This window comes from Paenibacillus sp. ISL-20 (genome assembly GCF_018613005.1).
Classification (GTDB): domain Bacteria; phylum Bacillota; class Bacilli; order Paenibacillales; family Paenibacillaceae; genus Paenibacillus_AQ.
This window is the reverse complement of sequence record NZ_JAGGRD010000086.1, coordinates 1-6,318: the sequence shown is the minus strand read 5'-3', so window position 1 is coordinate 6,318 and position 6,318 is coordinate 1. Positions and strand designations below refer to the sequence as shown.

Below are 6,318 nucleotides of genomic sequence, written 5' to 3'. Positions count from 1 at the left end.
CTTAATTGCGTTTTATATATATCCTTATTTAAGAGAGTTCCTAGAATACTATAGTTACAACTATAGCAGAGCAGAAGTCCTCAAAAAAAAGAAATGGATTCTTGGGTAACTCTAAGAAGAATGAAACAGCGCATAACAACTTATTCACGCTTCGGGCCATACGGCCCTCGGTCTGCTGGATGTATTTCGGGGAAGCGGAATCAGGGAAACAACCCTGCGAACCTAACCGCAGTCGCGGCCGCCCCGTTGGGGCTTAAGGTTCTCGGGTTCGTGAATACAAGAACGTTATCTGAAATAACTATAAAATCATAAAGAGGATTGGATTATATGTGGCCGAGTATTATCGGGTGGTCTTTATCTGCCTTAATAGCAATTGTTGGTTGGTGGATAGCTATAACTAATTTAAATAAGCAGCATAGAAGAAATCTTGAATTAGATAAACAAAAGTTTGTTCGTGAAATGCAAATTAAAACTGCTGATGAAGCCATAAATTTACTTGCAAAATCAAGAGACTCACTTGGAGAATTGAATTTATATTTGATTCTTTTGCCCGGTGATCTGCGAACAAAATACGCAGTGAGTTTTGAAATTCATAATAGTCGTTGGGAAAAGCCAAATGAGCAAGTTTTAAAATTGTGGGAAAAATCCTCTAAGTCAATTCTTGAATTCACCTATTATTTTGAATCGAGAGAAGTTGTACTTAATAAATTTGTAGGAATGAAGGACATATATTTAGAACAGCTAAGTGAAATAAGAGAAGTGACAGGCAGGTATAGTGAGTATTTAGGAAGGATTTATTATTCGAGATATTTAAACGGGATAGTGCTTTCAGAAGAAGAACTGATAGAACTTGAGAACAAAACGAAAGAATTTAACGAGTATATTTTTGATTTTTTAGGCTACGTACATGATTTTATAATCGAACTACAAAATGCTTTTTTAAGTGAGACATTTGGATATTCAATTCCTGTCAGACAACCAACAGATCCTAAATATAAAGTGCTAAAAGCGAAAGAATAGCTAAGTGGGATTAATCAAGAAGAAAGTTACTTCAGATAACATAATATTCACGCTGCGGACATACGTCCTTGATCCGGCATTCGCCGGACACCCAGCATAGCTGGGTCGTGAATACAGGAACGTTATCAGAAAGATCGGCAAAAACCATAGTAGAAATAGGAGAGAACATTATGGACCGCTTGGTAGTCATGACGGTTGAAAAAACGCATAGTGGCAAAACCACCTTTGCCAAACAATTAGAAGCCGCATTACAACAAGCTATTGTCATTGATCAGGATAATCATGCTGAATTTATTAATAAGCACTACAAGAAACTTCGTCCTATAGAAGGTCCAAACACTTTAAAATTCTCTGTAACTGAAGCAATTGTTAACTATGCTACGGAGCAGAGCGATTTCCACATTATTTTAAGCAACTCCAATATGAATAAATCAGGAAGAGCAAATCTTCTCCGATATTTTCATAATAAAGGATTTAAAAGTATTATTGTTTACTTTGATTTGCCCACTGATTTATTGAAAGAGCGTGTTATACGAACCCATAGAAGCAAAGCAATATTTAGAAGTGCATCAAGCTTTTTGGAAGTATTGGAGAAACAAGAAAAATCGTCAGAAATACAACCTAGTAAAGATGAAGCAAATTATATATTTGTCATTAAGGACCCCAATAATACAGCGGGAATTATTCAACAAATAATAGCAATCAGCGATTTTAGATGATTCGATGAAGGCCGACCCTTCAGTTAACATTATATTCACGCTGCTGGGCTTACGCCCCTTGGTCGTCCGATGTATAATCATTGGAGATATTCAGACGCTACACGAGCTGGCCTAAGATAAGAGCTATCTAAGGCCGGCTCGCGTCGTGAATACTGAAACGTTATGTGAAATCAGCCTAAATACACAGAGGAGAATGTGAATGATAATTCGTGAAGCTGAAACAAATGACGCCGAAGCTATTGAACGACTATATAAAGAGTTGCTTCCAAACAACCCAAAAATAAAAGTGTTGGAAGATAGAATAGAAGAAATTAAACAAAATCCTAATAGTTTCTTGTTCATTTGCGAAGTAGACCAAGAGATCGTTGCAACTGCACATCTGCATCTATGTTTAGATGCATTGATAGAGTCACAACCTTTTGGGGTTGTAGAACGTGTAATTGTATCTGGAAACAGACAAGGTCAAGGTTATGGATCGCTCATTATGAAGCATATTGAAGATCTGTGTATTTCAAGGGATTGTGTTAAGGTCTTTTTAACCAGCGGAGCTTCGAGGAAGCAAGCACACGAGTTCTATACAAAGTTAGGTTATGACGGTGATTCGAGTAAAGCCTTTAAGAAGTACTTGTAATTTTTGAAAGTTTTTCGAAGATGAGGCAGACATCACATAACACTATATTCCCGCAGCGGGGCGTTCGCCCCTTGGTCCGCCAAGAGGGAAGGGATTTCACTGCGGAGTGAATTCAGAGGTACAGGGAAGCGTTGGCGGACAACCCTGCGAACCTAACCGCGCCGCGGCCGGCCCTTCAGGCCTTAAGGTTCTCGGGTTCGGGAATACATAAACGTTATGCGAAACCAGTGCGAGAAAGGAACAACAGAATGCTTACCTTAAGACTTACTAAAGACCTATTGAAAGACATGAAAACAACTCCAGTTGAAGACATCAATGTAGCTCCGTTTTTAAGTTGGCATGTAAATATATATATCTTGAACAAACGAAAACACATTGTCTTTGTGAACGATCTAACTAGATTAGCTATTATAATTGATGGAATAAGAACAGGGCAATTAGAGCGATTGAAAGATAAATTCATGTTAACTTTTCGGGAATACTTACTCCGAGAGGGAGTTAACGATACATTGATCAATAGATATTTAGAGTATTGCACAGAAGTAGTTATTTCGAAGACAAACAACAGAAGTGTCCTAGGAACAATGAAAGAAGTTACATGGTTTACTGAGGATGACTTTTACGATAATTTTGAACGCTTGAAATGGCTGAATAGAATGATTCATAAACCAATAGATTACATGGAACCGATCAATTACTTTAAAGAATCCTTATGGGATCCTAAGAACTACAACATAGTTTGAAGATTATTCAGGGTGGCACTGGAACCGCATAACAACGTATTCACGCATCCTGCCATTCGGCCCTTGGTCCGCCCGAGGGATATCAGAGAAGATAACTCAGGTGGACAACCCTGCGAACCTAACCGCGCTGCGGCCGCCCCGTTGGGGCTTAAGGTTCTCGGGCTCGTGAATACGAGAGACGTTATACGACAGAATCTGAAATGAATAAAAAAGACCGACAAAAAACGAAAAGTGAAGGAGAGCTATAAAAGATGAGAATAGAGTGGATAAATATAAAAGGGTTTAGGAATTTTGATAGTGAAAAGATTAACTTTGCAGAACAAACATTAATTATTGGAGCAAATGATATTGGAAAGACTAACTTGATTTATGCTCTACGTATTCTGTTTGATCGAAGCTTAAGTGACCGAGATTTGGATTTATCTAATAGTGATTACAATGTATATACCAATACAGATTCTATTGAGATTACTGTGAAAATTACAGATATACATGAAGATTGCTTAGTGACTGTGTTTAAAGGAGACATGAATAAAGGTACTGTGTATCTACAATATAAGAATTCAAAAAATGGAGATTACAGTATATTAGCTGGTTCGTCAGAAGAATTATTAGAACAGAAAAATTCTAGGTTTTATATTAAGAGATTAAACATGGAATATGTGAATACAAATCGCAATTTAGAATCTTTTATGAAGCGGGAGAAAAATCAAATACTTGAAGATACAAAACTAAACCTGACGGAAGCACAATTGAAGAAAGACGAAAAATCGATAGTTAAACTAAGAAGAAGTTTGAAGCTTGTAAATAAACGAATTGATGGTTTGAATTATATACAGTACTCTTTGAAAAAAGTAAATGATGAGTTGAGTACTCTTGCTATACATAATAAAAACCAAGAGCTAAGCTTCAAAAATGCTAATTCAGATGCTACAAAATTGTTGGAAAATCTTGAATTAACATATAGCACAAATGAAGGAACTTTGACTTTAGGTGGGGATGGTAGAAATAATCAAATATTTTTGGCAACATGGGTTTCTAAACAGAAAAATGTGAAATCTTTAGAGAAAGTAACTTTTTATGCTATAGAAGAACCTGAAGCCCATTTACATCCACAACAACAACGTAAACTTTCCAGTTATCTATTAGAAAATTTTGACGAGCAAATTTTTATTACTACTCATTCTCCTTATATTGCTACAGAGTTTAGGCCAGATAGAATTGTTAAGTTGTATTCTAAAAGTCAAGTGGTTAAGGTTGCACAAGGTGGATGCAGTCAAAGATTAAAAGTAGATTTTGATGATTTTGGATATAGACTGGATGCTATTACATCCGATGTGTTTTTTGTGAATGCAGTTTTTTTAGTAGAAGGTCCGTCGGAAAAATTGTTTTATACTGCCTTATCGAAACAATTAGATGTTGATTTAGATGCTTTAAATATATCAATACTCTCGGTTGATGGTGTAGGATTTAAGCCTTATATAAAAATTTGTTTAGCGCTAGATATACCATTTGTTTTAAGAACAGATAATGACATTTTTAACAAGACTAAAGAAATAAATGGCAGTGATGTGGAGTTGTCTTATCAAGGCGGCGTATCTCGTATTATGGGAATATACACTGAACTTTTAGCCACAAAAAAGAATGAAACATTTATAGAATACTGGAAAAAGAATAAAACTAATAATGAATGGCCAAAAGGAGCAGAAATTCCTGAAGCTGCGGTAGATCTAGCAGAGTATGTTATTCAAAAAGCAGAGAAAGATAATATTTACTTATCAAGTATTGATCTTGAAAACGATTTGGTTGATAGCAAGTTGTTTGTTTCACTAAAAAGCTTTTATAAAACCAAAGCAAAGAAAAGCACAGTAAGTAAAATGCAAAAGGCTAAAGCGGAAAATATGCTTAAATTTATAAAAGCACATTATAAGAATCTCAATTGTTTGGAACACGATAAAATTTCAGAACCTTTAAAGAAAATCAAAAAAATAGCTGAAGAGGTTGTTTATGAAAATGAAAAAAGCAACTAAACCCACACAAGAGCAGCTTAAAATCATTGAAGAAGATGGGAATTTGGTGGTTACCGCTAAGCCAGGTAGTGGAAAAACATTCACTATTGTAGAGAAAATTCATGAAATATCAAGGGACTTATTGAGCTATCAAGGAGTTATAGCTATTTCATTCACGAGAAAAGCCAGCCAGGAATTAGAATTACGTTATAAAAGGAAAAATAACGAGAATATAAATCATTTTTTTGGAACTATAGACAAGTTCTATATTTCTGAAATAATCATTCCGTTTGCAAAGTTGTTACTTGGTGAAAATTGTTCATTGGAAGTTAAAGATTCTATAGTAGATTACCCCCAGTTTAAAGCTTTGGAAGAATTGCCTGAAGGAACTATGAATAAGGAATTATTTGAGCTACTTAAAGAATCATTAAAACAAGGATTAATATTCTTGGAGATAAGTGGAGAAACAGCTCTGTGCATACTAAATAACGTGCCACAAAGTTTAAAATACCTTAAAGCCAGATATACTCATGTTTTTATTGATGAATATCAAGATTGTGGAGAAATTCAGCATGAAATATTTTTAAAGCTAGTTAATCAAGGGATCAAAGGTATAGCTGTTGGTGATTTAGATCAAGCAATTTATGCATTTAGTAATAGATATTCAAGGTACCTTCTATCACTAATAGAGGCAAGTGATTTTACTCACTTGGAAATCACACATAATCACAGATGTCATAAATCAATTTCTGAATATTCATTGGAATTAATGGGAATTCAAAGAGAAAATATAGAAGAGGATAAAAGAATATTTAAGGTTCATGTTAAAGGGAATGATGAAGATATCATTCACGCTATAGAAAAGAATCTTGAAGCTTTGAAAAAAGAATATAACTTAAGTAAAAATAGTGACTTTGCAATTTTATGTAGGAGCAATGGTAGTGCTAAAAGAGCTTCGGGTTTTTTAGAAATTGAAAATAAATTGTTTACTGACACAGCTTTAGACAAAATCAATGTTAGTTGGGCAACTCTTTTTAATGATCTTCTATCATCTTATTATTTATATCAAATCGGTGAAGTTACTATCTTGGATTTTGTAGGCAGATATATTAATGAGGAGTTATACTATAGAGATTTTCGAAAAGGATTAGAGTTGGTTGATAGAATATTCAAATTATATAAAACGCAATTAAGAT

6 protein-coding genes are annotated in these 6,318 nt (G+C 34.7%); all 6 read left to right on the top strand.

The genetic code is table 11. From position 1 onward, the window contains the following. The first annotated feature begins 327 nt into the window (after nt 1-327). Entirely contained in the window at nt 328-1,020 is a 693-nt protein-coding gene (locus J7E85_RS33690) for a hypothetical protein (RefSeq protein ID WP_215164299.1), read from the top strand. Between the two features lie 170 nt (nt 1,021-1,190). Beyond that, a complete protein-coding gene (locus J7E85_RS33685; protein ID WP_215164298.1) occupies nt 1,191-1,739 on the top strand; it encodes an ATP-binding protein in 549 nt (182 codons plus the stop codon). 199 nt (nt 1,740-1,938) lie between these two features. Then, complete coding sequence (locus J7E85_RS33680) at nt 1,939-2,370, top strand: GNAT family N-acetyltransferase (RefSeq protein ID WP_215164297.1); 432 nt, start codon at nt 1,939-1,941, stop codon at nt 2,368-2,370. Between the two features lie 248 nt (nt 2,371-2,618). Then, on the top strand, nt 2,619-3,113 hold the full coding sequence (locus tag J7E85_RS33675; protein WP_215164296.1) for a DUF6933 domain-containing protein: 495 nt from the start codon (nt 2,619-2,621) through the stop codon (nt 3,111-3,113). Nucleotides 3,114-3,364: 251 nt separating this feature from the next. After that, nucleotides 3,365-5,143 carry an ATP-dependent nuclease gene (locus J7E85_RS33670; protein ID WP_215164295.1) on the top strand — a complete coding sequence of 593 codons (1,779 nt, stop codon included), beginning with the start codon at nt 3,365-3,367 and terminating at the stop codon, nt 5,141-5,143. Beyond that, a partial coding sequence (locus J7E85_RS33665; RefSeq protein ID WP_215164294.1) for a UvrD-helicase domain-containing protein occupies nt 5,121-6,318 on the top strand: 1,198 nt, incomplete at its 3' end. The genes J7E85_RS33670 and J7E85_RS33665, both read left to right, overlap by 23 nt.

What these genes read in the sequence shown, in the direction of transcription:
- J7E85_RS33670 (WP_215164295.1), top strand. Translation starts at nt 3,365, where the DNA reads ATGAGAATAGAGTGGATAAATATAAAAGGGTTTAGGAATTTTGATAGT.
- J7E85_RS33680 (WP_215164297.1), top strand. Translation starts at nt 1,939, where the DNA reads ATGATAATTCGTGAAGCTGAAACAAATGACGCCGAAGCTATTGAACGA.
- J7E85_RS33690 (WP_215164299.1), top strand. Translation starts at nt 328, where the DNA reads ATGTGGCCGAGTATTATCGGGTGGTCTTTATCTGCCTTAATAGCAATT.
- J7E85_RS33685 (WP_215164298.1), top strand. Translation starts at nt 1,191, where the DNA reads ATGGACCGCTTGGTAGTCATGACGGTTGAAAAAACGCATAGTGGCAAA.
- J7E85_RS33675 (WP_215164296.1), top strand. Translation starts at nt 2,619, where the DNA reads ATGCTTACCTTAAGACTTACTAAAGACCTATTGAAAGACATGAAAACA.